The organism is Sediminimonas qiaohouensis DSM 21189, assembly GCF_000423645.1.
GTDB lineage: Bacteria > Pseudomonadota > Alphaproteobacteria > Rhodobacterales > Rhodobacteraceae > Sediminimonas > Sediminimonas qiaohouensis.
In genome coordinates, this window is the sequence record NZ_AUIJ01000030.1 from 1 (window position 1) to 24,151 (window position 24,151).

Genomic DNA, 24,151 nt, shown 5'->3' on the forward strand with positions numbered 1-24,151 from the left:
CACCAACCAGCCCGACAGCTTCTCAGAATACGGATCCAGCTTGCTCGGGCGATCCGGTGTCTGAAACGCCGGTTCAACAATCCCCTCCCGCAGATACTTCTTGATCGTGTTGCGCGACACGCCCGTCCGCCGTGCGATCTCGCGAATGGGCAACTTGTCCCGCAACGCCCATTTCCGAATAACCCTCAAAAATCCCATGTCGATCACTCCGATAATCCCCAGCTGGATCAAGCCGGGGAAAGGTTGCACATGGGTCAGGTCTCGGTGACAATTTTGGCCGTTGCCGGGTCAGGTCTCAGTGACAATCAACAGGCCGACGCCTTGCCCGACCTCGCCGACGCCTGGGCAGCGGACCTGCCGCACGGGCAGGAGCTGCTCGACGCCTACATGGCCGCCGTCGCCGATGCGGGGGAAACGCCGCTGCGTGACTGGCATGAGTGACCACCGGCCGGCCGCGTATGCGCGCGGCCGGCCCCGGACCACCCGCACAGGATTGCAAGGAGAACATCATGCACGCGGTTACCCGACTCCGACTGAGCAGCGGTCTTACGCGGCTTTACGACGCGGCGATCGCCGGGCTCGCCGCCGCCGCGACCTGCTGGATCCTGGTGCTGATGGGGCTGATCTGCGCCGATGTGGTGGGACTGAAACTCTTTGCCAGCCCGATCTACGGCGTTATCGAGCTGACCGAGAAATCCATTGTGCCGGTGGTCTTCCTGCAGCTTGCTTATGCCGCGCGAACCGGACGGATCACGCGGATTGATTTCCTCTACGCCCCGATCGCGCGCGTTTCCCCGACCTCGGCGCGGCTGCTGGACGTTCTGTTCGCGGGCACCGGCCTTGCCATTCTGGGCATCCTGTCCAGCTTCCTGCTGACCGATTTCCGGCACGCGCTCGAGTCCGGGGCCTATTTCGGCACCATGACCATCTTCAGCGCGCCGATCTGGCCCTTTACCCTGGCGACGCTGATCGGAGCCGCAGCGCTGGCGGTCGAATTCCTGCGACAGCTCGGCGTCGCGGCGATGGCCGCTGTCTCTCCGGACCTGCGCCGCCAGACCGCGCCGCGTGAGCTTATCGTCTTCGCGCTGGCCCTTGCCGCGTTCGGTCTGGCGGTGACGGCGTTGATTGGCGCGGATCTCGACCCTGTCACGCTCGGCGTTCTGTCGATCGTCTTCCTGTTCGCGTTTCTGATGAGCGGCATGCCCGTACCCATCGTTCTGAGCCTCGTCGGGCTTGGCGCCATCTGGCTGGTACGCGACAACCCGGCGGTGGCCTTTAGGACGCTGAAGGTCGCGGCCACCGGAACTATCGACAAGTTCGATTTCGGGGTGGTTCCGCTCTTCGTGCTTATGGGGCTTTTGACCAATGTTGCCGATATCGGGCGGGATGCCTACAAGGTCGCGGCCTGGTGGACGCGCCGGCTGCTGGGCGGGCTGGGCGTCGCCACCGTGGTCGCGAACGCGATCTTCGCGGCGGTGACCGGCATCTCCATCGCCTCTGCCGCGATCTTCTCGAGGGTCGCGGTTCCGCAAATGACCGCGCATGGATATAGCGCGCGGTTCGCCGCCGGCACCGTCGCCGGCTCGTCAATCCTGGGGATGTTGATCCCGCCGAGCCTGCTGCTGATTATCTTCGCCTTTGTCACGGACAGTTCCGTGGGTCGCCTCTTCGTGGCGGCGGCTATCCCGGGCATCCTTCTGGCGGGGCTGTTCTGCATCACCATCGTGCTGCTGGCCCGCTTCATTCCCGGCTGGGTGGGGGATGCCACCTCGAACGACGATCTCGAGCCGGAAACCTTCGCCTCGTCGATGCGCCTCCTGTTTCCCATTGCGGTGCTGGTGAGCGTCGTGCTGGGGGGCATCTACCTGGGCTGGTTCACCCCGACCCAAGCCGGGGCGGTCGGTGCCTTCGCCGCGCTTGTTCTGGCCCTGGTTCGCCGTAAGCTGACCTGGCGTAACTTCAAGGAAATCCTGACCGAAACCGGCCAGATCTCGGTCTCTGTCCTGTTCCTTATCATCGGCGCGAGCGTGTTTTCCCGTGCCCTCGTCATGACCAGCCTGCCGATGGACCTGGTGCGCGGCGCCACCGAGATGGAACTGGGTTTCTGGGCCATTGTCACCCTCTTCGTCGGCATCGTGATCGTCATGGGCATGTTTCTCGATTCCACCTCGATCATCGTCATCACGGTGCCACTGGTGCAACCGCTAATCACCTCGCTGGGCGGCGGGATCATCGGCCCCGACGTGGTGATCTGGTTCGGAATCCTGACGATCGTGGCGGTGGAGATGGGCCTCTTGACGCCGCCGTTCGGGATCGCCGCCTTCGTGGTTAAAGCGGCGCTCGGCAACCAGGTCTCGCTCGGAGACGTCTATCTCGGCGCGCTGCCATACCTGGCCGCGATGCTGGTTCTGATCGGGTTGCTTATCGCCTTTCCGGCTCTGGTGACGGTGGTGCTCTGACCGCCTGCTGCGCCCGCGCATGACCAAACCGGGAGCTTCGGCTCTCACCCTGAAAGGAGACTCCAATGTCGCAAAATTCCATGCCTGCCGAGGCCATCAGATCGCTTGTCGAGGAGAAGGGCATGCTGGCCAAGCAGCTCTACCTCGTTCACACCACGCCTACCGGCGATCTTGACGCGGTACTGGCGGTGGTCGAGGAGCACCTCGACTACCAGGTCCAGCTGGAAACGGAAGGCATCCTGTTTGCAGCCGGCCCGAACTGGACCGAGGACGAACAGGAATGGCGTGGCGACGGCACCGTGGTGATCCGGGCGGCCTCGATGACCGAGGCGCGCGCAATCATGGACGCCGACCCGATGCATGCCAAGGGAGCGCGGCGCTACGCCATCCGCCCCTAGCTGGTGGACGAAGGAAAGGTCACCATCGAGCTGTCCTATTCCACGGGGCGGTTCACGCTGCGTTGACGCGCGTCCGGTGCTGCGCGCGGCGCCGGCTCAGTCCCGCAGCCAGGGCGGGCTGTCGCCCAAGGACGCGGCGAGGTGATCGACTAACAGCCGCAGCTTGCGCGGCATCGGGCGCACCGGCGGCCAGACCACGTTGATGGGCAAGGGGGGCGGCTGCAATTCGGGCAGGACTTGGACCAGCCGGCCCTGGCGCAGGTCGTCATGGACGATGAACATCGGCAACAGGGAGATGCCCAGCCCGGCCAGGACCATGTCGCGCATCGCCTCGCCGTTGTTGGTGGTCAGGCGCGCGGGCGTGGGCGGTGCGACCGGCGGATCGAACCGCCAGATCTCGCCGATCCGCTTGTTAAGGTAGCAGATCGAGGCATGGTCCGAGAGTTGCGCTGGATTGGTCAGCGGCCCGTGGTGCGCCAGGTAGTCCGGGCTCGCGACGATAGCGCGCCGGCCCTCGCACAGTTTGCGCGTGAGCAGGGTGCTGTCGGCCATCTCACCCAGGCGAATCCCGGCATCGAACCCGCCGCGCGCCAAATCGACCATCGCGTCGTCGTAGTCCAGGATGACTTCCAGCTCGGGATGGGCGCGGGCGAAGGCGGCGATGATCGGCCCGACATGCTGGATGCCGAAGCTCATCGGCGTCGATACGGTCAGCCGTCCGCGCAGCCCGGTCTCGCCCGAGGCGACGCTCTCGGCCGCGGCCACCAGCTCGACCAGCGCCGGGCGCAACCGCTCGGCAAGGGAGATCGCCGCGTCGGTCGGCGCGATGCGCCCCGCGTGCCGGGTGAACAGCGCGGTGCCCACCGCCGCCTCGAAATCGCTGATCCGCTTGCTCACCACGGATTTCGATACATCCGCGCGGATCGCGGCCCCCGAGATGGAGCCCGCATCCATGACCAGCAGAAAGGTCTCTATATCGGCAATCGTCCACTGCATGTTTCACCCTTACGTCATGGGGCCGGCGTTCGCAAATTCCGAACACCGCGTTGACCCGGCGCCGCCTGCCTGCCGGTTGCCAAAAACGGCATAATCCGCACGGCGCGTTCGCGGGCGCTTCCGCGCCGCCCGTTGCCTCACCCGCATCTGACACCAAATTACCGGACATCGCAGAATGCCTCTCCCGATTTCATTCCGCTTTTCGCCCCGCGCCCGGGACGAGACACACCGGGTCGCCACCCCGCTCGAACTGTTATTCGACCTGGCCTCGGTCATCGCCATCGCCGCCGCCGCGCACGGCCTGGTGCACGCTGTGGCCGAAAACCACCTGATCGAAGGCCTGGTCGGCTTCCTGGTGAGCTTCTTCATGATCTGGCTGGCCTGGATGAACTATACATGGTTCGCCTCGGCCTATGACGACAGATCACCCGCCTTCCGCGTTCTCTCCATGGTCATCATGTTCGGCGCCATCGTCTTGGCGGCCGGGATCGGTGCCGTGTTCGCCCATGAGCGGATCTGGCTCGCGCTGCTGGGCTTCGTCATCATGCGGCTCGGCATGGTGGTATTCTGGCTGGGCGCGGCCCGCGGCGATCCCGCCCGCCGTTCCACCGCACATCGCTATGCCGGCGGGATCGCTGCGATGCAGGTCTATTGGGTGCTGCTGGTGGTGATCGTGCCGCCCGCCGCGACCATTTACCTGCCGTTCTTTGTCCTTGGCGCAGCCGCCGAACTCGTCGTGCCCGGATGGGCCGAGCGCGCCGGCGCCACCACTTGGCACCGCCATCACATCATTGAACGCTACGGGCTGCTGAACATCATCGTGCTGGGCGAGTGCTTCATCGCGATCACGGCCATGATCCAGCTGCAGGGCGGCGGCGGCCTGCCGGAGCCCGACCTGTTCGCGCTGGCGGCGCTTTCGGCCATCATCGCTTTTTCCCTCTGGGGGCTCTATTTCACCGACGAGGATCACCTCCCCTCGGACGAGCTGGGCCACGCACTGCTCTGGGGATATGGCCATTTCGCGCTCTACGCGGCCGGGGCGGCCGCCGGGGCCGGAATGACGGTGATTCTGGAGATCGCCACAGACCACGCCCATGTCGCGCCGCGGACCGGGGCGCTGGCCGTGGCGGTGCCCGTGGCGATCTACCTGGCGACGCTGTGGCTCATCCGCGACCGGTTCTGCCTGCACGGCTGGCACAAGGGCGTGCTGCCGGTCGCCGCCGCGCTGGTCGTCGCTTTTGCGGTCTGGCTGCCCGCGCCGATGCTGGCCATAGCGGTGCTGTTGCCCGTCGTCACCCTGCTGCGCCGGGGGATGGCGCGCGGGCGTGAAGCAGGAGAGACCGCACCATAGCAGCCGCCCGGCCCCGGCCGCCGAAACATGGGGTTCTCCATGGACGAACGGCTGGGGCATTGAGTGTTCGGCATATGCTTCCCACCTTTGCCCTGATCGCGGCCAACCCGCATAGCCAGGAGGTTCCAGATGAGACATGTCATTTCCACCACCAAGGCCCCGTCGACCCATTGGGTCGGCGACGGTTTCCCCGTCCGCTCGCTGTTCTCGCATATGGGGGGCGAGGACAGCCACGACCCGTTCCTGATGCTCGACTATGCCGGGCCGCAGCACTTCGAGCCCGCCAAGCGGCCGCGCGGCGTCGACGTGCATCCGCACAAGGGGTTTGAGACCGTCACCATCGTCTACAAAGGCGAGGTGGAGCACGGCGACTCCACCGGCCGCGGCGGCGTGATCCGCGAAGGCGACGTGCAGTGGATGACCGCCGCCGATGGCATCCTGCACAAGGAGTTCCACAGCCGCGACTTCACCGCGCGCGGCGGCACGCTCGAGATGGTGCAGCTCTGGGTCAACCTTTCGGGCAGAGACAAGTCAGCCGAGCCCGGCTACCAGGGCATCACCGACGCCCAGATCCCGGCGGTCGAACTGGCCGACGGGGCCGGCCGGCTCCGGGTGATCGCCGGCACGTTCCAGGGCAAGGATGGCCCTGCTCACACCTTCACGCCGATGGAGGTCTGGGACCTGCGGCTGAACGCAGGCAAACAGGTCGATCTGGCGCCGCCGGACGGGCAAAACGTCACCGTCGTGGTGCTAGGTGGCACCGTGACGATAAACGGGGGTTACCCGGTCACTGGCGCCGCCTTGGCGCGCTTGGATGGCAGCGGTGCGTTCTCGGTGGAGGCGGAGCGCGACGCCAAGCTGCTGATCCTGTCCGGGGCGCCGATCGGTGAGCCAATCGCGGCCTACGGCCCGTTCGTGATGAACACCGAGGCCGAGCTCCACCGGGCCATCGCCGAGTTCCGCTCCGGCAAGTTCGGCAGCCTTTGAGGAGATGCGATAGGGCGGCGGATTTTCCGCCGCCCCTATCGTTCGAGCCAGGTCCGCGCCGCGTCCAGGTCCCCGGCCGAAATCGCGTGCCCGGCCGCGCCGCGCCGCGCCTCGCAGTTGGCGCCGGAATCGGACAACCACCGCGCCAACGCCCCGGCCTTCGGCGCAAGCGGATCCTCGGCCCCGCTGAGCAGCAGCACCTCGGTGTCGGCCAGGTCGACCGCCGGCGGGGTTTCAAGCACCGGCATCGCCCGCAGCAGCACCGCCCGGCCGATCGCGCCGGGATAGAGCGCCATCACGGCCGCCGCGAAATTGGCGCCATTGGAATAGCCCAGTACCGTCAGCCGCTCCGGTTCGAGGCCGTAGCCCCGCACCGCGCCGCGCAGGAAGGCGTCGAAGGCGCGGGCCTCGGCGCGGATATCGGCCTGGTCGAAGACCTCCGGGCCGAGACGGCGGAAGAAACGCGCCACGCCCTCCTCGGTCGCCCGGCCGCGCAGGCCCAAGAGGGTGGCACGCGGGTTAAGCCGCGTGGCGAAGGGCATCAGGTCGGCCTCGTTGCCCCCCGTGCCATGCAACAGCAGGATAACGCTGCCATCCGGGTCGTCGGGAACGTGGAAGCGATGCACGAAGGGCAGGTCGCGCCGCAGCATCCGCGCGGCGCCCGGCCGCGCGAATTGCGGCAAAAGCACGCGCAGGTCCGCCGCGCGGGTGGCATCGCTCTCGGGCACGAAAAGCGTCTCGCCCAGGTGCTCGGAGGGCTCGTCCACCGAAAAACCGGGCGCATCGGTGGCGTATTCGAGCAGCGTGCGCGCGGGCTCGCGTACATAGAGCGAGAGGAAGTATTTCCGGTCATGAACGGCGGTCGGCTCGTGCCGTGCCGCCAGCGACAGGCGCATCTCGCGCACCGCGTCGGCATCCGCCGCGCGGAACGCCACGTGATCGATCACCCCCGTGCCGGGGATGCCGGCGACGAAGCCGCGCGTGTCGCGGATGTCGAGCGCGTCGCTGTCCGACACCATGCGCAGGACCCGGCCCTCCGATGCCTGTGCGCGATAGCCGAACCGCGTGGCGAAACCGGCGGTCGCGTCGGGATCCTCAGTGAACAGGGTGACGGCGCGCAGCCGGGTCGGCGCGACCGGATCGGGCTGCGGGTGCGCGGCCGGCAGCTTGGCACCGACCAACTTGACGATGATCCCGTCGCGATCCTTCAGCCGCAGCACGGTTTCGCCAAATTCGCGCGCGGGGCGCTCGGCCAGCACCCGCGCCTCGATGGCCCGTTGCATCCAGTCGCCGATGCTGTCGGGCGACACCGCGAAGGCGATCTCGCCCACCTGGCCATGCCCGACGCGCCCGGGCGCGCCGTCCTCCCAGACCAGGAAGGTCACGACCGAGCCGGGCGCGCCGGTGCCGTCGCCGTAGAACAGGTGGAGCTGCTCGGCATCCTCGTAGCCGCCGGTCTGCTTGACCAGGCGCAGGCCGAGAAAGCCCACGTAGAAATCCACATTGGCCTGCACGTTCCGGGTGATCCCGGTGACGTGGTGAATGCCCGTCGTCATTGTCGCCCCGCTTTCTCGATCCGTCAGAACATAGCCCTGGCGGCCGCCAGTTTAACAGGGTTTGCGCGAACCTCGCGTTCGCGTGGGGCGAACGGGGTTGCGGCTGTCACATGTGCTCAAATCGCGTATCCTGTCCGCGAACCGAAATCCGCGACGGAGGACGCTATGAGCTGGAACCCCGCACTCGACCCCGGTTGCCCCGATGAAATCGGCGTCGACGCCATCGAGACCCTGATCATCCCCCGCGCGCGGGACATCGGCGGCTTCGAGGTCCGCCGCGCACTGCCGGCGCCGAAACGCCAGATGGTCGGGCCGTTCATCTTCTTCGATCAGGCCGGGCCGGCCGAGTTCCTCACCGGCCACGGGATCGACGTGCGCCCGCACCCGCATATCGGGCTGGGCACGGTAACCTATCTCTACCAAGGCGATTTCCACCATCGCGACAGCCTCGGCACCGACCAAGTGATCCGCCCCGGCGCGCTGAACTGGATGGTCGCGGGCAAGGGGGTGACGCATTCCGAACGCACCTCGTCGAAGGGCCGGAGCGGCCCGCATTCGCTGTTCGGCATCCAGACCTGGATGGCGCTGCCCGAGGATCGCGAGGATATGGACCCGCTGTTCGAGCATCACGGCAAGGACAGTCTGCCCGAGATCGACACCGACGGCGTCCGGGCCAAGCTGATCCTCGGCAATGCTTACGGCGAATGCGGGCCGGCGACGCTGTTTTCCGAGACCTTCTATCTCGATGTCATCCTCGAGCCCGGCGCACGCTTCCCATTGCCGGACGATCACGAGGATCGCGGCATCTACGTGTCCCAAGGCTGCGTCAATGTCGCGGGGCAGGAATTCGTGGCCGGCCGGATGATGGTGTTCCGCCCCGGCGACAGAATCACGGTCGCGGCCGGGCCGGAGGGCGCGCGGCTAATGGCGCTGGGCGGTGCGACGCTGAACGGGCCGCGCTATGTCTGGTGGAACTTCGTCGCCTCCAGCAAGGACAGGATCGAGCACGCCAAGGCGGAATGGCAGGCTGCCAATTGGGGCGCGGGGCAGTTCGACCTGCCCCCCGACGACCGCGACGAATACATCCCCTTGCCCGAACGCTGAGGCCGGGCCCGGGGCCGCAGGGGCGTACGACGGAAAGACGCCTTACGAAGCGCTCAGAGAAAAGCTATAATCAACAAACGGAATGTCCCGCGAGCAACCGCACCTTACAACGGACGGGACTGAAACAGGAAAGACGCCGCATGATGCGGCGTCTTCAGTGAGTTTCAACAGGATCGATGGTCATGTTGGGAGGTTGGGGGCATCCATCGGTGACGTTGGCGGTCACCTTGGATCAGGACATTGACTCTTCACGGTCGTCTTCGACAACGCCTGAAATGATTTCCGAGATCACCGACCGAATTTCGTCCCGCGCTTCCGATTTCTTCAACTCTGACAAGATTTGGTCGACAGGATTCGTCACCCTTTGCAGACGCTCGAGTTCGGTGCGCAATTCAGCCATGTCGGACTGCAACGCGGCATTTTCCGCGTGTTTCTGTTCGCTCAGATCGGACATGTCCGCGATCTGCCGCGCCTGGTCCTGAACCTTTTGTTCCAGTTCTTTGATGCGCCAGTTCGCATTGGTCTTGTCGCTCCGGAGCTCTTCGCACTCTTCCTGCGCGTGGGCGAGATGGACCTGTCGCGGTTTGGTGCCGCTCCTTTGATAGCATAATGTGCAGCAAAGGAGACGAACTATGGGCACAGGAAGAACGGATGAATTCCGCAAAGACGCGGTGCGAATTGCACTGACCAGCGGGCTGACACGGCGTCAGGTTGCCGACGATCTGGGTGTTGGGCTTTCGACCCTGAACAAATGGGTGACGGCTCACCGCGACACGGATGTGGTGTCGTCCGAGGATCGCGAACTCGCGCGGGAGAACGAACGGCTTCGGCGCGAGAACCGTATCCTCAAGGAGGAGAGGGACATCCTAAAAAAACGGCGCATGTTACCCGCGATGCCTTTGAGCAGATCACGGATGAGATCGTGACAGGTATTCGTGCCGCCGGATCTGTAAACGGCATATCTACACCAAGGGCCGTAGAAGGCTCGGGGATCAAACCACAGCCATCGCAGAAGGAGAGAACAACCACGTCCGAGGTCTCGGTGTCGTGGCCAACAGGACGGTGGGCGTTCGGTGAGTGAATGAAATGGAGAGCTGAAGTGGGATCCAAGCAATCTTGCTGTGGCGCGCGGCCTATATGCTCCCGCATCACTCGCCCGCCATACCGACCCGGCGCAGCAGGTAGCTGTCCATGATCCAGCCATGTTGTGTACGTGCAGCGGCGCGGCTCTCGATGATCTGCTGAGAGACTTCGGCAGCAGGGCCTTCGATCAGGATCTGCTCGGGGCTGCCCAGGTAGGCGCCCCACCAGATATACAGATCCGCCAGATCCAGGTGGGTAAAGCTGGTTTCGCCGTCCAGCAGGACGACGAGTGTTTCGGCACCCTCAGGCCAGCCTTCGTCGCGCAGGCGGCGGCCGGTGGTGATGGTCACCGGGCCGTTCACCGTGTTGAGCGGGATCGCATGCGCGGCGGTCAGGGCCTGCACCGCAGTAATGCCGGGGATCACGCGGAGCCTTGGCGCGGGCGAGAGGCGTTGCGCGATGCGAATCGTGCTGTCGTAAAGGGCGGGATCGCCCCAGACGAGCAGCGCGGTCGGGCCATGGACGCCGGCCGCATCGAGCGCCAATTGCCAGCGCCGGGCGATTTCGTCGTGCCAGGCATTGACCCGGGCCAGATATGGCAGGGCAAGGTCGCGTACGGGATACTCGAATGTGAGCACCTGTGCGTTGGTGCCGCTGGAGGCGATGATGCGCTGGCGCAGTTTGGCAAGGTCGTCCTTATCCTCGCCCTTGAGGGGGAGGAGGATGGTCGCGGCCTCGCGCAAGGCCTGCCTGCCTTCGAGCGTGACATGGGATTCGCTGCCGGTACCGATGCCGATGAGCCAGAGATTGGTGATCATGTTCGCTCTTTTCGCGTGAAAGGGCCTAGCCCCGATGAGTGGGGCCGGGCAGCGCCCGAAATCAGGCGGGGTCCGGTGCGGTGAAGCGTGCGGTCAGCCCGCCCAGCACCAACCAGGCCACGAGGCCGACGCCAAGCACGCGGGTGGCGAATTCACCGGCCATTTCCGGCGGAGCGACACCGTAGAACGTGTCGAGCACCGGGGCCCCGATGATATGGGGCAAGGCGATCAGCACCGTACCGATGGCCAGAAACAGCAAGGTGCGGCCATAGGCCATAAGCGCAAGCCCCGCACCAGTGGCGATCATCGTGCCGAACCACCAGATCTGACGGTCGCTGATGTCGGCGGCGATTGTTCCCGGCAATTCTGGCGAAAGCCCCATTGAGGGGGCCATCTGGAACGTGACGAAGCCCGCCACGCCCCAAAGCACGCCCGCGGTGAGGCTGATCTGGTAGCCCATCTGCCGGGCCACCTGCAGGGCCGCGGCCAACATCAGGCCGTAGCCCGCATAGATCAGCCCCCCGAACAGTACGGTCAACGCGTTGCGACCGAAATCCGAGGCCGCGCTGTCATGAGCATGGGTGTGATCGCCATGACCGTCATCGGCCGCCGCGCCGGATTCGGCGCTATGGTTGGAGGCATCGAAGTGCACCTTTTCCCCGGACTCGTAGAGTTCGGCCTGCAGGATGAGGTCCTGTAGCAAGGCAAAATGAAGTGCCGTCGCGAGCAAGCCCGCGACGAAGCCGGCGATCAACCCGCCGGTCAGCATACGAATTAGCATGGGTCTGTTCCGTTTGTCGGGTTAGTGGCAGGGGAAACCGGTGCCATGACGGATGTCATGTGCCGCGTCGTGCAGGGTGGCCGATTGTGCGTGGCCTGCCAGGAACAGGATGGCAGCGCCCAGAATCGCGGCAAAGAGGATGCTCAGCGCATTGGTTTGTGCGGCGGTGCGGTTGGCGATCAGTTGCGTCATGGTCTTTCATCTCCTTGACCGTCACACCCGACGGCCTTGTGGTTTCAGTACGCGTGGCCGGTCTCCTGACTCGCGGGTCACTGCTTCCTTTCCCCTTCCCACCGGGCCCGGATGGTCCGGCAGTGGGCATGCGAAAGGTCGCTCGCCGCATACAGTCGCGGGGGCGGTCAGGGCTTTAGTCCAGAATCTGTACTTTCCCTGTTCCCGTTTCAGTCCCGGCCCGAGGGCCATTTGGGACACCACACCTCATACTGCCCTTGTGTGCGCTGCCGGGTCAACAGTCAATGAATGCCAGATACTTGACAGATGCGACACCAGCGCGACCTATCGCGTCTTCGGTTCTCCGGGTATGCGGGCGATGGCCTTAAGCCGCAGATCTCCGAGCACGCGGGCGTCGTCGAAATTGCCGTCGCCTGATTCGCAGTAATGGTGCAGGAAATTCTCAATGAGCGGCAGGTCCGCGGCGCAGATTTCGCCGAAGAGATAGGCGGTTTTGCCTGGTGCCCGTATGGCGATGGTCGAGGGTCGGGTGCAGCCGGACATGCATTCAACCGTGGCAACGTGCGCCCTCGGCTCCTTGGCTGCGAGCGTGGCGCGCAGCGTGTCGGCAAACCCCTCGCGGCCCAGCGGACAAGAGGTGCAGAGGGTGACAGTGACCTCTGCGGCGGTCATGAGGCCAGCGGGCCATAGAGTATCAGCGCCGGCTGGTCGCTGATCTCCCTGGACAAATGGTCGGCCAGGCTGGCCATGGTGTGGCGCGTGATGTGCTGCTCCGGTGTGCTGACGCCCTCGGCGAGTATGGCGGGCGTGGCGCTGGGCAGGCCGTACTCCATTAGCGTGGCCAGCAGCTTGGGGAAGGTGCGTTTGCCCATGAACACCACGGTAGAGGCGGTGGGATCGGCCAGCGCAGCAAGGTTCACGTCCTCGGGCAGTTGCCCGGTCACGTCATGGCCGGTGACGAATTGCACGCGCCGGGCCGTCAGGCGCCGGGTCAGCGGGATGCCGGCCGCTGCGGCGGCGGCACAGGCCGAGGGGACGCCGGGAATGATCTCGTAGGGGATATTCGCGTCTTTGAGCGCGGTAAGCTCTTCCTCCAGCCGGCCGAAAATGCCGCCATCACCGGATTTGAGCCGTACGATTCGCCCGCTTTCCTGCGCGTAATCGACGAGCAGGCGGCTGACATGATGCTGCTTGGGCGATTTGCGCCCGGCGCGTTTGCCGACGCCCACAAGGTCCGCTCCGGGCCGTGCATGGCCCAGAATCGGACCAGAGGACAGATCGTCGAACAGCACCGCATCGGCGCGTTTGAGCCGATCCACCGCCTTGAGCGTAAGCAGCTCGGGATCACCGGGGCCGGAGCCTATGAAACTGACGAAACCGGTCATGACGCGGCCTCTTCTGCGGTGATGAGGTGGAAGAAGGTGCCGGAGACCTTGTTCTTGAAAGAGCCGGTTTCGGGCACTGGATTTCCACCGGCATCCATGACGCGGGCCAGTGGCGCATCGGGTTGGTCGAGGATCGTGGAATAGTGGAATTCGTGGCCGCGCAACGCCGCGCCGGGCGCATGGCCGGGCAGGGGGGCTTCGAGTAATGCGCGGCGGTAGCCAAGGTGGAATTTGCGCGTCTCGTACGAGGTGACGAGGCCGAGGAGACCGGCCATATCATGCCGGGTGCCCGACTTGTCTATCAGCGCCGCGCCAAGTGCCATGTAGCCGCCGCATTCGCCGTGCACCGGTTTGGTTTCGGCATGTTTGCGAAGCCCAGTGAGATAGGTCTGCGCGGCGGCGAGGCGGCCCGCGTGCAATTCGGGATAACCGCCGGGAAGCCAGACAAGATCGGCATCGGGCGCGGGCGCCTCATCGGCCAATGGAGAGAAGGGCAGGATCTCGGCCCCGGCAGCGTGCCAGCCTTCCAGTAGGTGCGGATAAGTAAAGGAAAAGGCCGCATCGCGGGCAAGCGCGATGCGCTGAGCGGGGGGCTTGGGCAGAGTGCCGCCCGCGGGCAGGGCAAGACCGGTCGCACAGGTGCGAATGGCGTCGAGGTCCACGTTTTCGCGCAGGAAGGCGGCGTAGCCTGCGATGGCGGCGTCGAGATCGGGGTGTTCAACCGCCTGGATAAGGCCCAGATGCCTTTCGGGCAGGGTAAGGTCGCCGCGCCGGGGCAGGCTTCCCAGCACTTTGATGCCGGCGTTTTCCATGCCCAGACGAATGAGTCGTTCGTGCCGGGGTGAGGCGACACGGTTGAGTATGACACCGGCAAACGGCAGGTCGGGATTGTAGCTCTTGAAGCCGAGCGCTGTGGCGGCGGCTGATTGGGCTTGTCCGCTGACATCGAGGACCAGCACAACCTGCCACCCCATACGCCGCGCGGATTCTGCAGATGAGCCGAAACCGGATTGGCCACGTGTGGCGACCCCGTCATAAAGACCCATGGAGCCTTCGCCCACGCAGATGTCCGCGCCTTTGGCCTGTGCGGTCACGCCATTGAGCAGCGCATCATCCATTGCCCATGTGTCGAGGTTGTACGAGGCCCGTCCACAGGCCGCCAGGTGAAACGCCGGATCGATATAGTCCGGGCCGGATTTGAAGGGCTGAACCGTTAGCCCATCTTCGGACAGCGCGCGCAGAAGACCCAGCATCACGGTGGTCTTGCCCGTCCCCGAGGAGGGCGCGGAGATCATCAGTCCCTTAGTCATTCGTGGCCTCCGGCGTCCAGGAGGCCCAAGGGCTGTCGGCGCTTTGCGGGCGGTATCGGCGGTCGTAATCCACAGCGTAGAGACAGCTTTCGTCAAAGCCTTCGCCGGCAAGCGCGGGACCGACGAGGATCAGCGCGGTGCGGGTGATGCTGTCATCAAGTTTGCCCGCGATATCGGTGAGCGTGCCGCGAATGATGCGTTCATCTGGCCAACTCGCGCGGAACACCACGGCGACGGGGCATTCGGCGCCATAGGCCGGGGTAAGGTCCGCGACCACGCGGTCGACATTCTGGATCGACAGGTGAATGGCCAGCGTCGCGCCGGTGGCGGCGAAATTGGTCAGCGTCTCGCCCTCGGGCATCGAGGATGCGCGGCCCGGCGTGCGGGTCAGGATCACCGATTGCGCCAGCCCGGGCAGGGTCAACTCGGTGCCTATCGAGGCCGCGGCGGCGGCAAAGGCTGGCACGCCGGGAGTGACTGAGACGGGGATGCCCATGGCGCGCAACCGGCGCATCTGCTCGCCCATGGCCGACCAAACTGACAGATCACCCGAATGTAACCGTGCCACATCGTGCCCGGCGGCATGGGCGGTTTCGATCTCGGTCATGATCTGGTCGAGGTTCATCGGCGCGGTATTGAGAATGCGCGCGTCGTCCGGACAATGATCCAGGAGCGCTTCGGGCACCAACGAACCAGCATAGAGACAGATCGGGCAGGCGGCGATGAGATCGCGGCCGCGCAGAGTCAAAAGGTCAGGTGCGCCAGGGCCGGCGCCAATGAAATGGACGGTCATGTATCATCTCCAGCTGGGGTGACTTGCGCCAAGGCACAGGTGGCCAAGCGATCATGCGAGATCACGCGCGGGGCGAGGAGGCGCGCGTTTGGCCCGGCGGCAGCAAGTGCGCAGGCCTCGGCCACTGAGCCGGTCTGGCGAACGGTTCGTGATTGGGTTGAGTGGGTTGCGGTTCGGACGTCACGCAATGCTTCAGGTTTGACCTTGGTGACATGATAACTTGCTGCGAAAGCGCGGAATGCCTCGGACGCGGCCTTGTCGGCGAGGGTGGCGACGCGGTCGGCCTGCCCGCCCGCGCGGCCAAGGGCGTCGCGCAGGCTTTCGGGTGTGGCGCCTGTGCGGAAACCGAATCCCGCGACGATCATAGCGTAACGCTCCATTGCACGATTGGATAAGCCGCTTTCCAGCCGGTCTTGGGGCCGAGCGGCGCAGCCTGGGACAGCTCGGCGCGCAAAAGATCGCCGCCATGCCGGGTATGGGCGCGGATCAACAGCGCCTCGGTCTCAAGCGTGACGGCATTGGCGACAATGCGGGTCCCGGGTGCAAGCCGGGTGGTTAGCCAGTCGAGCAGGGTCTCGGATAAGCCCCCGCCGATGAACACGACGTCAGGCGCGGGCAAATCGGCCAGTGCATCAGGCGCCGTGCCAGTGATCACGGAGAGACGATCAACGCCCAAACGGTCGGCATTGGCGCGGATCGTGTCGGCGCGATCTGCGCGCGGCTCGATCGTGTTGCACGATAGGGTGGAGTGGCTGAGCAGCCATTCGATACCGACAGATCCCGAACCGCCACCAATATCCCACAGATGCTCGAAAGGTTGGGGCGCGAGCGTCGAAAGCGTAAGTGCGCGGACTGGGCGCTTGGTCATCTGTCCGTCGCTGTCGAACCAGTCATCAGGACGCCCCGAGGCCAGCGGCTGGGCGCGGCCCGTGCCTCGCACAGTGATGGCGGCACAGACCGGGTGGTGAAAACCGGTGTCGGGAAGCGATTGCGCTTTGGTCCGGGTGACGCGTTCGCGCGGGCCGCCTAGCGATTCCATCACAGTGAGGGCGGAGGGGCCGAAGCCGGCTTCCGTCAGGTAGGTGGCCAGTTGGCGCACCGCATCGCCGTCGCGCAGAAGCACGATAAGGCGCTGCCCCTGCGCGAGAGCGGGGCGCAGGCGGGTAAGCGGGGCGGCATGCAGGCCGAAACAGGTGGTTGCCTCCAGCGGCCAGCCCATGTGGGACGCGGCGAGTGAAAAGGTTGACGGGCCGGGAAAGACGCGCCATTCACCGGGGTCGAGGCGTTTGGTCAGTGTCGTGCCCGCGCCAAACCAGAACGGATCGCCGGAGGCCAGTGCCACGACGCGCCGCGGTTTGAGGCCGAGCAACTGCGTGACTCCATCGGCGAAGGGAACCGGCCATTCGAGTGTCTGCGCCGTGAGGTCGGGCAGGAGCGCGAGATGTCGGGCCGGCCCCATGACGATTTCCGCTTGCGCGAGTGCGGTTCGGCTTGCAGGGGGCAAGCCGTCCGGTCCATCTTCGCCCAGACCGATGATGGTGAGCCAGGGAGTATCAGACATGGCACCCAACCTGCTTATTCTGGGCGGCACGACAGAGGCGACGGCGCTCTGCCGACGCCTCGACGAGGAGGAGCTGCGTGCCAGGATTTCCTTTGCTGGTCGGGTGGAGCGTCCGGTGTCCCAGCCCGTGCCGCAGCGCGTCGGCGGCTTTGGCGGTGTGGCGGGCCTGGTCGATTACCTGAACGCAGAGGGTATCACCCATGTCGTGGATGCAACGCACCCCTTTGCCGCGCGGATGAGCGCCAACGCCGAGGCCGCCTGCTTTGAGGCCCGCGTGCGGCTGATCGCGCTGACCCGTCCGCCGTGGCAGGCGCAGGCGGGTGATAAATGGGAGCGCGTCCCCGATATCGCCGGGGCGGTGGCGGCCTTGGACCGCCCTGCGACCCGCGTCATGCTGGCCGTGGGGCGCATGCATTTGGACGACTTCGCGCCGAATCCGCAACATACCTACCTGCTGCGGATGGTGGACCAGCCCAAAGGGGCCTTGCCCTTTCCGAACTGTCACGTGGTCGTGGACCGAGGGCCATTTTCCGAGGCGGGCGATCTGGCGTTGATGCGCGATCATGGGATTGGGCTGGTTGTTAGCAAGAACGCCGGCGGCACCGGCGCGGCTGCCAAGATCGTGGCGGCCCGCAAGCTGGGCCTGCCGGTTATCATGATCGACCGGCCCGCCCTTCAGTCGCGGGCCGAGGCGCATTCGGTGGTCGAGGTGCTGCGCTGGTTGGGTCATGATGACACCGATCGCGGCGTGTAGACGATCGGCGTGCCGTCGCGCGCGATGAGGCGCGTGGTCGAGGCGCCGACCAGAACCACGGTGCGCATGTCGGCCAACTCGGGTGCGCAGCCCGTCAGCGGCACCACGCGGATGGCTTCCTCAGGGGTCGAAACCGCGCGGGCGAAGATCACGGGACGGTCGTCGCTGCAGGCGTCGTTCAGGATATCCAGTGCTTTTTCAAAGCCTTCGGGACGGGATTTCGAGCGCGGGTTATAGAGGGCCATGGCGAAATCGGCCTCAACCGCCAGGCGGAGGCGCTTCTCGATGAGTGCCCAAGGCTTGAGATTGTCGGACAGGTTTATGGCGCAGAAATCATGGCCAAGGGGGGCACCCGCGCGCGCGGCGGCGGCCAGCATGGCGGTTATTCCGGGCAACACACGGATGTCGAGATCGCGCCAATGGGCGGGACCGTGCTCGACCGCTTCGAATACTGCCGCCGCCATGGCGAAGACGCCGGGATCTCCGGAGGAGACGACCACGACGTTTTTCCCCTCGGACGCCATGTTGAGCGCGTGAGCGGCGCGGTCGATTTCGACCCGGTTGTCCGAGGCATGCAGCGTCAGGCCCGGGCGCTCGGCGATGCGGGCGACATATGGAATATAGCCGACCACGTCAGACGCGGCGGCCAGTGCGGCTTGAACCTCTGGCGTGATCAGCTCATCCGCTCCCGGCCCGAGCCCGGCGATAACAATGGACCCGCTCATGGTCTGCGCCCCTGTCCGTGCACGACGATGATCGAGAAATAGGGCGTGACCTTGCCGTTCGCTTCCGTCAGGCGGGCGACAGTCTGGCCCGGCATGGCGGCGTATTCAACCAGCCAGGCCTCTTCATAGCGCCCGGCGGCTTGCAATGCGCGGCGCACCTTGTCGATATTGCGCCCGATCTTCATTATCACCAACGCGTCGGTGCTTGCCATGCGGCGGGTCAGGTCGTCCTCGGACGCGGTTCCCATGAGAACAGTCAGCACGTCATCGCCCCAGGTGATCGGGGTGCCGGTGGCCGTCCAGGCGGCGGACATGCCGGTTATGGCAGGCACGACCTCGACAGGGACATGGTTCACGAGGCGCATGTAGAGATGCATGAAAGAGCCGTAGAAAAACGGGTCGCCCTCGCACAGAACCACCACGTCCTCGCCCCGCGCGGCCAGCCCGCGCAAGATGTCGGTGTAGGTTTCGTAGAACTTGGACAGCATTTGGTTGTAGCGCGGATCGGTGAGCGGGATCTCGGTTGTCACGGGGTATTCCATCGGTACCTCGCAGGCCGCCGCCGGGATCAGACCCTCCACGATTTGTCGGGCTTGCCCCTTGCGTCCAGCCTTGCGGAAAAACGCTACGTGGCGGGCCCCGCGCAGAAGCCTGTCGGCCTTGACCGTCATCAAGTCAGGATCGCCCGGCCCAAGCCCGAGGCCATAGATGGTCCCCATCGGGGTCGGGGGCGCAGTGGGGGTATCGGTCGTGGTCATTCGGCACGGCTCGCGATGGCGTTGATGGCGGCCACGGTGATGGCCGACCCGCCAAGGCGGCCTTCTACGATGCAGCACGGCGATGGCTGGGCCTGCCAGAGGGCCTCTTTGCTTTCGGCGGCGCCGATAAATCCGACCGGGCAGCCGATGATTGCCGCGGGGCGCGGGCACTCGGGGTCCTCAAGCATGTTGAGCAGGTGAAAAAGCGCCGTGGGCGCGTTGCCGATCGCCACCAATGCGCCGTCCAGATGGGGGCGCCAAAGCTCCAGCGCGGCGGCGGAACGGGTGTTGGCCATCTGTTGGGCCCGGTCCCGGATGCCGTCGGCATGCAGCGTGCAAATCACCGCGTTCTCGGCAGGCAGGCGCGGGCGGGTCACGCCTTCGGAAACCATGCGCGCGTCACACAGGATCGGCGCGCCGTTTTGCAGGGCTCCGCGTGCCGCCGTGGCGAAATCGGGGGAAAAATGGATATGGTCCTCCAGCCCTACCATGCCTGCGGCATGGATCATGCGCACAGCGATCTGTTCCTCGATCGGATCGAACCGGGCCAGATCGGCCTCGGCCCGGATGGTGGCGAAGGATTGGCGGTAGATGGCTGCGCCATCGGTTTCGTATTCATAAGGCATGGTTTTTTACAGATCCGCTCCGGCCAGGATGACATCGGGGGTCAGCCCGGTCTTGTCGGGCTCGTCCCATGGGTGCCCGTTTTTTACAAGGTCAAAAGTACCATCTCGCCCGCTGAGGGTAGTGTCAGCCGCGGTTCGGCGGGCGCAGCTCTTGGCGCACCCCGAGACATGCAGACGGCCCTTGATATTGGGCGCCAGCGCGCGCGCCAACTCGCGGGTCTCGACACTGGCCTGCGGGCAGAACGGAGCACCGGGGCATGCATCGACAGCCAGCAAAGGATCGCCCGGTGTGGTGATGAAGTGGCTGGTTTGCGGCATTTCGACCCCTTCGAGGAGGAAAAGCCGCCAAGGGGTTACGCGCAACGCCGGGGCATTGGTCGTCTCAAAAAGGGCCCGTAGGGCAGCGGCGTCAACCTGCCCGAACGGTGCCCCCAGAAGTGCGCCTGTTTGCGTCTCTCCCGGGACGGGCGGCGGCTGGTTCTGGATGGGCGCCGTGGTGGTCCAGCCCTGGGGCAGGGCGTGGCGGGTGAGCACGTTGGCCATGCGGCGCCGGGTCTCGTCCCGGTGGCGGTCGAACCAGTGGGCCATCTCCAGCAGCGCATCGCGCGCCGTCGCCTCGGTCACGGGGCGCCCAAGGGCACAGCCATCCGCGCGCAGGACAAGGCCCTCTGGGCTACGCTCAAAGCGGAAATCGGCCGAGTTACCGGTCAAGATCGGCACCGGTCCGGTATCAATGATCATGCCGACCTTGGCGGGTAACTCGGGCAGCGCATCCAACGCATGCAGGACCGTGCGGACAAGCCGGTCGGTCAGATCACCCGCACGCCAGAACGGCGTTACTATGATGTTTCTGCGGTTCTCTTGCGCGGGATCGGCATCCAGCAAAGCCAGCTTGTTCAAGGCCTGCAGGAGCATTTCATGCGCCTCAGGCGCGACGCCCCGGATTTGAAGGTTTGCCCGGTTGGTGAGATCGACAAAGCCGTTGCCATAGTCCAACGCCAGATCGCAAAGCCCAAGGGCCTGCTCGGCAGTAAACCGGGCGCGCCTTGGCCTGATGCGGACGACAAGTCCGTCGCCGGACATCATCGGACGATGCGCGCCGGGGCACCAGCCCTTGATTTGCGGAGGTTGCGCGGCACGCACGGTCATGTGCCCGTCTCCAGGTCCGCACGGATCGAATTGCGGCGCGTCTGCCAGAGGCCGGCGGCCAAAAGCGCGTTGAACCGGTCGCGCATCGTAGTTAGCGCCTCGGGGTTCGTATCGGCCATGAAACGCTCGACCTCCTCGTTGCCGAGGGTAGCGTCGTGGTAGAGATCGAACAGGTGCGGCGATACTGCGCCAGCGAGATGAGCGAACGCAGCCATGTGATCGAGGGTCGCGGCAATCTCGGCCGCGCCGCGAAAGCCGTGCTTCTGCATGCCCGCGATCCATGCCGGATTGGAGGCGCGGGCCTGCACCACGCGCGCGATCTCTTCGGGCAGGGTGCGCGCGCGGGGGCGCGCCGGATTGGTGTTGTCGAAATGGTAGAGCGTCGCGTTGCCGCCGGTGACGGCCTGTGCCGCGGCGAACCCGGCCTCGTGCGTGGCATAATCGGACGCCAGCAGAAGGTCGGTCTCGGGCAGGTCCTGAAGATGGACAAAGGCGTCGGCCTGCGCGACCCGTGCGCGGATACCTTGCGGGTCGCGGTGGGCCGCGTTACCGTCAAGCGCCCAGGCCGACGCGCTTAGCCAAGCTTCGCCCACGCGCTGGCGGCCGGTTTTGCTGTAATCCTCGATCATGTCGCCCATGCCAAGGCCGAAGCTGCCCGGCGCTGGCCCGTAGACCCGCGCCAGATCATGGCGCCCGGCATAGGGGTTCCAGTCCGGCGCCTCGTCCCGCTCGGCCAGCGCACGGATGGCCTGACCAAAAAGCGCCGACAGCGTCGGGAACACGTCACGGAACAGGCCCGAGACCCGCAGAGTCACGTCAATCCGGGGACGGTCAAGCTCGGCGATCGGCAGCACCTCGATCCCGCTGACCCGCTCAGACCCCGCGTCCCAGACCGGTTTCACGCCCAGAAGATGCAGCGCCATGGCAAATTCCTCACCGGCGGTGCGCATGGTGGCCGACCCCCACAGATCGACGATTAGTCCGCGCGGCCAATCGCCTTCGTCCTGCAAGTGGTGGCGGACCAGCTCTTCGGCCAATTTGGCGCCCTGCGCATACGCGGCGCGGGTGGGGACAGAGCGCGGGTCGGTCGTATAGATGTTGCGCCCGGTGGGCAGCACGTCGGTACGCCCGCGATAGGGCGATCCGGAGGGTCCGGCCGCGATCCTTTTGCCATCCAGCGCGTCCAGAAGAGCCTGCCGTTCAGCTATTGTGCTGGCTTCGGTGTCGATTTCCGAGGGGGCAGCGGGTCGCCCCCAGACATGCAGCCCCTCGCCGAATTGGCTTTCCTTGATATCGCAGACAAATCGGTCGATGCGGGTGATCGCTTCGGCACTGCAACTGGCGCGGTCAAGCCCGAGGTCCTGTTCCACCCCGAGGCTTTGCGCCTCGGCACGGATATCCGATTGCAGCCGGTCGCGGCGCTTGGGGTCCAGCCCGTCGGCATTAGAAAACTCGTCCAGCAGCGCCTCCAGCCTGATCAACCGGTTGGGGGTTTCGCTGACGCGAAGGGGCGGCGGGACATGGCCCAGCGTCACGGCCCCGATGCGCCGTTTGGCCTGCGCAGCCTCGCCCGGGTCATTCACGATGAACGGATAGACGACAGGCAACCCGCCGGTCAGCACGTCGGGCCAGCAGGTGGCCGACAGGGCCACGGACTTGCCCGGCAACCATTCCAGCGTGCCATGGGCGCCGATATGGATCAGCGCGTCGGCCTGTTCCTGAAGCCAAAGGTAAAACGCCACGTAGGCATGGCGCGGGGTGCGCGACAGGTCGTGGTAGGTATCCTCGCGGGTTTCGGGCGTGCCGCGTTCGGGTTGCAGCGCTACAAGTGCATTGCCCAGCCGGCATGCGGCAAAGCGGAACTGTCCGTCCTGCGCCTCGGCTGCGGGATCGCCCCAGGTTTGCCACAGATCGTCCTGCAATCGCTGCGGCACGCTGCGCAGGGCGGCACGATAGGACGCCAGCGGCCAAGTCATATCGCGGGCCAGTAATGTCTGTTCCAGTGCGGAGGGCGTTGTGTCAACGGCGTAGCCCGCCTCGCGTAGATCCTCGAGGATCGCCCGGGCCGAGGCGGGCGCGTCAAGCCCCACCGCGTGGCCCATGTTCCAGTCCTTGCCCGGATAGGTGGACAGAACAAGCGCGGGCCGCCGCGCGGCGGCCGGCCTGCCTGCCAACGCCAGCCACCCTTCGACCCGGTCGGTGATGGCATCAACGCGGTCAGATGCTGCGCGATGCCCGAACCGGGCGAATTGCAGGTCGGGATCGCGCGCGCCTGCTTCCTTGAACGAGGCAACACCGCCCATGATCCGCCCGTCCACTTCCGGAAGCACCACATGCATGGCAAGATCGGTTGGCGACAACCCGCGTTCGGCCTCTGCCCAGGCGTCGCGTGTGGACGTGGCCAACGCCACCTGGAACACAGGCACTTCGCCCGCATCGAGGGGCGAGGATCCGTTGTCTCCCTTGCCCGAAAAGGCGGTGGCGTTGACGATAGCGTCGGGCTTGTAATGGGCCACCTGTCGGGCAATCCAGCGCGCTACGTCGGGTGCTTTCAGCGATGGTGCGAAGAGAGCCAGAACGTCGTGGCCGCGCGCATGGAACCCGCGGGTCATGGCGGCCATCGGATCCAGATCGGCGGCGACCAGGTAGGAGCGGTAAAAGACCACGATCACCCGCGTTTTCTTTTGGCTGAAGATCGCTTCTTGCTGGCCCGGTAGGTCCGAATGCCCTGTGCCGATCTGTCCAAAAGAAGCGGCCGCTGGACAGGTTACGCCGTGCGTTTCTGTCCAGGCCCCTACCGGTGGCAGCATCTTGGCACCCTGCACCGGCCCTGCATAGAGCCCTGCCGCCAGCGCCATCTGCGCCAGCGCAGCCTGCGCGGCCACCACGCCGCCGGTGTCGCACAGGTGCTGCAATCGGCGCAGGGTCGACACGGGCAGGGTGGACTGCGCGTCCAGCCGTGGGTCGGGGCGGCCATCGGCGGGCAGCACGGCGAGAGCGATGCCGCGCTGATCCGCCAGCGCCTTGACCTGTTGCAACCCGTAGGACCAGTAGGGCACTCCGCCGATCAAGCGGATCATGATGCCGCGCGCTCCAGCCAGCGTCTGCTCGATATAGGTATCCACCGACAGCGGATGTTTCAGCGCCGCCAGGTTGGCCAGCCGCAACTGGGGTAGTTTGCCATGCGGTCCGCCGCCGCGATGCCAGGCTTCAGCAAACGCACCCAGATCGGAATCGGAAAACGAAAGAACCACCAGATCCGCCGGGCTTTGGCCCAGATCGGTGGGGGTGTCAGTTTCCTCAACCCCGTGGCTTTCGCGAAAGATCACATGCATGGCGGGTATCCGTAGGCCGTGTCAGCCCTT

The 24,151-nt window shown here is 65.7% G+C and carries 25 protein-coding genes, 1 pseudogene and 1 riboswitch; of the genes and pseudogenes, 8 read left to right on the top strand and 18 right to left on the bottom strand.

What is annotated here, in order from left to right; translation table 11 throughout:
* Positions 1 to 198 (bottom strand): helix-turn-helix domain-containing protein (locus G568_RS0115535; RefSeq protein ID WP_026758878.1); only part of this gene is annotated, 198 nt, incomplete at its 3' end.
* Between the two features lie 51 nt (positions 199 to 249).
* Between G568_RS0115535 and G568_RS0115540 the strand changes: the two genes are divergently transcribed.
* The 3 genes from G568_RS0115540 (at position 250) to G568_RS19085 (ending at position 2,857) form a co-directional block, all read left to right on the top strand.
* Entirely contained in the window at positions 250 to 441 is a 192-nt protein-coding gene (locus G568_RS0115540) for a hypothetical protein (RefSeq protein WP_026758879.1), read from the top strand.
* Between the two features lie 68 nt (positions 442 to 509).
* Positions 510 to 2,459, top strand: coding sequence for a TRAP transporter large permease subunit (locus tag G568_RS0115545; protein ID WP_169576965.1), 1,950 nt, complete (start codon positions 510 to 512; stop codon positions 2,457 to 2,459).
* Between the two features lie 65 nt (positions 2,460 to 2,524).
* On the top strand, positions 2,525 to 2,857 hold the full coding sequence (locus tag G568_RS19085) for a YciI family protein (protein ID WP_211222265.1): 333 nt from the start codon (positions 2,525 to 2,527) through the stop codon (positions 2,855 to 2,857).
* A gap of 96 nt (positions 2,858 to 2,953) precedes the next feature.
* Here the strand turns inward: G568_RS19085 and G568_RS0115555 are convergent, their stop codons facing one another.
* The gene (locus G568_RS0115555; protein ID WP_026758881.1) at positions 2,954 to 3,853 is read right to left on the bottom strand and encodes a LysR family transcriptional regulator; all 900 of its coding nucleotides are present in this window, start codon (positions 3,851 to 3,853) and stop codon (positions 2,954 to 2,956) included.
* A 175-nt stretch (positions 3,854 to 4,028) separates the two neighbouring features.
* Between G568_RS0115555 and G568_RS0115560 the strand changes: the two genes are divergently transcribed.
* Positions 4,029 to 5,204, top strand: coding sequence for a low temperature requirement protein A (locus G568_RS0115560; RefSeq protein ID WP_026758882.1), 1,176 nt, complete (start codon positions 4,029 to 4,031; stop codon positions 5,202 to 5,204).
* Positions 5,205 to 5,333: 129 nt separating this feature from the next.
* Entirely contained in the window at positions 5,334 to 6,191 is an 858-nt protein-coding gene (locus G568_RS0115565) for a pirin family protein (protein ID WP_026758883.1), read from the top strand.
* 35 nt (positions 6,192 to 6,226) lie between these two features.
* On the opposite strand, the gene G568_RS0115570 is transcribed toward G568_RS0115565, so the two are convergent.
* Complete coding sequence (locus G568_RS0115570) at positions 6,227 to 7,747, bottom strand: VOC family protein (RefSeq protein ID WP_026758884.1); 1,521 nt, start codon at positions 7,745 to 7,747, stop codon at positions 6,227 to 6,229.
* Between the two features lie 165 nt (positions 7,748 to 7,912).
* On the opposite strand from G568_RS0115570, the gene G568_RS0115575 reads away from it, so the two are divergent.
* Positions 7,913 to 8,851, top strand: a complete 939-nt coding sequence (locus G568_RS0115575; protein ID WP_026758885.1) for a pirin family protein — start codon at positions 7,913 to 7,915, stop codon at positions 8,849 to 8,851.
* A 232-nt stretch (positions 8,852 to 9,083) separates the two neighbouring features.
* On the opposite strand, the gene G568_RS20595 is transcribed toward G568_RS0115575, so the two are convergent.
* Entirely contained in the window at positions 9,084 to 9,491 is a 408-nt protein-coding gene (locus G568_RS20595) for an MreC domain-containing protein (RefSeq protein ID WP_026758886.1), read from the bottom strand.
* On the opposite strand from G568_RS20595, the pseudogene G568_RS19090 reads away from it, so the two are divergent.
* Positions 9,484 to 9,726 (top strand): annotated as a pseudogene (locus G568_RS19090) (transposase); the annotation flags it as partial. The gene G568_RS20595 and the pseudogene G568_RS19090 sit on opposite strands and share 8 nt — an antisense overlap.
* A gap of 273 nt (positions 9,727 to 9,999) precedes the next feature.
* Here the strand turns inward: G568_RS19090 and cobF are convergent.
* The 9 genes from cobF to G568_RS0115630 form a co-directional block, all read right to left on the bottom strand.
* Positions 10,000 to 10,752, bottom strand: coding sequence for a precorrin-6A synthase (deacetylating) (cobF, locus tag G568_RS0115590; protein WP_026758887.1), 753 nt, complete (start codon positions 10,750 to 10,752; stop codon positions 10,000 to 10,002).
* A 61-nt stretch (positions 10,753 to 10,813) separates the two neighbouring features.
* Positions 10,814 to 11,533 (bottom strand): CbtA family protein, encoded by a 720-nt coding sequence (locus G568_RS0115595; RefSeq protein WP_026758888.1) that lies wholly within the window; start codon positions 11,531 to 11,533, stop codon positions 10,814 to 10,816.
* Between the two features lie 21 nt (positions 11,534 to 11,554).
* On the bottom strand, positions 11,555 to 11,725 hold the full coding sequence (locus G568_RS20005) for a CbtB domain-containing protein (protein ID WP_084627432.1): 171 nt from the start codon (positions 11,723 to 11,725) through the stop codon (positions 11,555 to 11,557).
* Positions 11,726 to 11,763: 38 nt separating this feature from the next.
* Positions 11,764 to 11,984, bottom strand: a riboswitch (cobalamin riboswitch).
* Positions 11,985 to 12,049: 65 nt separating this feature from the next.
* Entirely contained in the window at positions 12,050 to 12,397 is a 348-nt protein-coding gene (locus tag G568_RS0115605) for a DUF1636 family protein (RefSeq protein WP_026758889.1), read from the bottom strand.
* The gene (gene cobA / locus G568_RS0115610; protein ID WP_026758890.1) at positions 12,394 to 13,110 is read right to left on the bottom strand and encodes a uroporphyrinogen-III C-methyltransferase; all 717 of its coding nucleotides are present in this window, start codon (positions 13,108 to 13,110) and stop codon (positions 12,394 to 12,396) included. The genes G568_RS0115605 and cobA overlap by 4 nt, the downstream gene beginning before the upstream one ends.
* Positions 13,107 to 14,420 carry a cobyrinic acid a,c-diamide synthase CobB gene (locus G568_RS0115615; protein WP_026758891.1) on the bottom strand — a complete coding sequence of 438 codons (1,314 nt, stop codon included), beginning with the start codon at positions 14,418 to 14,420 and terminating at the stop codon, positions 13,107 to 13,109. The genes cobA and G568_RS0115615 overlap by 4 nt, the downstream gene beginning before the upstream one ends.
* On the bottom strand, positions 14,413 to 15,213 hold the full coding sequence (gene cobM / locus G568_RS0115620) for a precorrin-4 C(11)-methyltransferase (RefSeq protein ID WP_026758892.1): 801 nt from the start codon (positions 15,211 to 15,213) through the stop codon (positions 14,413 to 14,415). Before cobM ends, G568_RS0115615 begins: the two co-directional genes overlap by 8 nt.
* On the bottom strand, positions 15,210 to 15,593 hold the full coding sequence (locus G568_RS0115625) for a cobalamin biosynthesis protein (RefSeq protein ID WP_342664624.1): 384 nt from the start codon (positions 15,591 to 15,593) through the stop codon (positions 15,210 to 15,212). Before G568_RS0115625 ends, cobM begins: the two co-directional genes overlap by 4 nt.
* Entirely contained in the window at positions 15,575 to 16,774 is a 1,200-nt protein-coding gene (locus G568_RS0115630; protein WP_026758894.1) for a bifunctional cobalt-precorrin-7 (C(5))-methyltransferase/cobalt-precorrin-6B (C(15))-methyltransferase, read from the bottom strand. Before G568_RS0115630 ends, G568_RS0115625 begins: the two co-directional genes overlap by 19 nt.
* On the opposite strand from G568_RS0115630, the gene G568_RS0115635 reads away from it, so the two are divergent.
* Complete coding sequence (locus G568_RS0115635) at positions 16,773 to 17,528, top strand: cobalt-precorrin-6A reductase (protein WP_026758895.1); 756 nt, start codon at positions 16,773 to 16,775, stop codon at positions 17,526 to 17,528. The genes G568_RS0115630 and G568_RS0115635 overlap by 2 nt on opposite strands.
* On the opposite strand, the gene cobJ is transcribed toward G568_RS0115635, so the two are convergent.
* The 5 genes from cobJ to cobN are packed head-to-tail and all read right to left on the bottom strand — an operon-like array spanning position 17,501 to position 24,121.
* Positions 17,501 to 18,253, bottom strand: coding sequence for a precorrin-3B C(17)-methyltransferase (gene cobJ, locus G568_RS0115640; protein ID WP_026758896.1), 753 nt, complete (start codon positions 18,251 to 18,253; stop codon positions 17,501 to 17,503). The two genes, G568_RS0115635 and cobJ, sit on opposite strands and share 28 nt — an antisense overlap.
* Entirely contained in the window at positions 18,250 to 19,011 is a 762-nt protein-coding gene (locus tag G568_RS0115645; RefSeq protein WP_037374311.1) for a precorrin-2 C(20)-methyltransferase, read from the bottom strand. Before G568_RS0115645 ends, cobJ begins: the two co-directional genes overlap by 4 nt.
* Complete coding sequence (locus tag G568_RS0115650; protein ID WP_026758898.1) at positions 19,008 to 19,637, bottom strand: precorrin-8X methylmutase; 630 nt, start codon at positions 19,635 to 19,637, stop codon at positions 19,008 to 19,010. Before G568_RS0115650 ends, G568_RS0115645 begins: the two co-directional genes overlap by 4 nt.
* A 6-nt stretch (positions 19,638 to 19,643) precedes the next feature.
* Positions 19,644 to 20,786, bottom strand: a complete 1,143-nt coding sequence (locus tag G568_RS0115655; protein WP_037374312.1) for a cobalamin biosynthesis protein CobG — start codon at positions 20,784 to 20,786, stop codon at positions 19,644 to 19,646.
* Complete coding sequence (gene cobN, locus G568_RS0115660; RefSeq protein ID WP_026758900.1) at positions 20,783 to 24,121, bottom strand: cobaltochelatase subunit CobN; 3,339 nt, start codon at positions 24,119 to 24,121, stop codon at positions 20,783 to 20,785. Before cobN ends, G568_RS0115655 begins: the two co-directional genes overlap by 4 nt.
* Between the last annotated feature and the right edge of the window lie 30 nt (positions 24,122 to 24,151).